Source organism: Priestia sp. P5_B4 (assembly GCF_056400385.1).
In genome coordinates, this window is the sequence record NZ_JBFULJ010000881.1 from 1 (window position 1) to 1,584 (window position 1,584).

The 1,584-nt window shown below is 29.7% G+C and carries 1 protein-coding gene and 1 pseudogene; one reads left to right on the forward strand and one right to left on the reverse strand.

All coding sequences use genetic code 11. The annotated features are described in order from the left end of the window. Window positions 1-125 precede the first annotated feature (125 nt). A pseudogene (locus tag AC1DRF_RS27085) lies at window positions 126-320 on the reverse strand (KGG domain-containing protein); the annotation flags it as partial. A 410-nt stretch (window positions 321-730) separates the two neighbouring features. Between AC1DRF_RS27085 and AC1DRF_RS27090 the strand changes: the two are divergent. Further along, window positions 731-1,165 (forward strand): Spo0E family sporulation regulatory protein-aspartic acid phosphatase, encoded by a 435-nt coding sequence (locus AC1DRF_RS27090; RefSeq protein WP_477742196.1) that lies wholly within the window; start codon window positions 731-733, stop codon window positions 1,163-1,165. Window positions 1,166-1,584 lie beyond the last annotated feature (419 nt).

The following is a 1,584-nucleotide window of genomic DNA, read 5'->3' on the forward strand; positions in this document are numbered from 1 at the left end:
GCCAAATTCTTTATAGATAAAGAATTTGGCTTCTATTAATGTTGATGATGCGAACTAAAAATGTATATCATATGCCACGTAAAAAGACAAAAATTCAATTTTACAAACAATTAGTCATTAGTACGTTTGTTGTTGGAATTGCCACCCTTTTCACCGATTTCCTGGTAGAATTCTTTCCCATGGTTTTTAGCTGTAGTTTCTCCGCCTTTTTCGCCTATCTCTTGATAAAATTCCTTATCATGATTTTTGGCTGTAGCTTTGCCACCCATTCTTCCAGCTTCTTCACGGCTCATTTTGTCATTGTTTTTATTAGTTGTCATTTTACATTCCTCCTAATAATTTTTAATATATTTTTTATCTTCCACGTTAAAAAGGAGCTAAACTATTTATTTTTATTTTCCTAATAATTGAGAATTTTTCCCTTTTTTCGTAACCCCTTTTTTTAAAAAATCTCACTTCTATTTGCTGATACGCTTTCTTTTAATATTAGGGACCTATTCTATAAATTACATTATGCTAACTAAAAATATATAGTTTTTCGACTGGACTACCTAATTAATGTCTACAGTTTTTGTATTTTCTTGTAATTTTTTGATATGTTTTGTAGAAATCGTTTTCATTCTATCTTATATTGCTCATAATATTTTTTGTTGGCCCAATCTTTTTATTATGGACATACTAAATTTCCTAGAGATGAAAAATTCCGATGGGGTGAGAAAAAGCTATGTTAATGGTAGTCAAGCCAGTAGGTCAAATAAAAGACTTACAAAAGTGTATTACAAAAAAAAGGAAAGAATTAATTGATTTAGGTAGCAATTATGGACTTTTAGACGAAAAAACAATTAACTGTAGTCAAGATTTGGACAAACTTATAAATTTGCATATGAAATCTTATTCTAGTTCAACTAACATGTTTTTAGATAACGGAGAGGGGTTACCTAGAACAGGACACTCGTATAGTAATTATAAAGTTAGTGATTTCAAATATGAGGTAAAAGCCGTTGAACTTGCAAGAAGTAATATTCGTTTTTGTTCTGCCCAATTGATTGCTCATTCAAATCTAGCAACATTTGGAGTATGTACTGCTTTAGTTCTAGTTGGTAATGGAACTAAAGCAGGTTTTGTTGCTCTTCGAAATTTAAGACAGTTAACAACTCATTCGTGAAAATCTATCTTTTCTAACGCTTTAAGCTCAGAAAGTGATACTAATTTAACTTTTCCAAATGAATCTTGTTCCTTAATTTCACCAGCACCACTGTTATATAACCACAAAACAGTTTAATTTTCTTCTTTAAATATGACATTACAATCAATCTTCACTAATTATCTTTCCAAGCACAAGGTTTTCTAAATAATTTTTTAAGGATACTAATTCATCAGTGTTTTATTTATTTTGRGAAAACAGGGAATYTTTTAAGACTCGTCGTATTAATATWGATAAAGAGGTGGTTGAATTGAAACAATTAATTATYAATAATRTTGAATTTAACGTTGAAAATTTYGAAGAAAAAACAATTACACATTCCMCTACAGGCGAGCAGCTAAAAAAGATTGGTTTTGCATTCTCGGTTACAGGAAAAAAAG

Coding starts and splice junctions, on each gene's coding strand:
- AC1DRF_RS27090 (WP_477742196.1), top strand. CDS start 731: ATGGTAGTCAAGCCAGTAGGTCAAATAAAAGACTTACAAAAGTGTATT.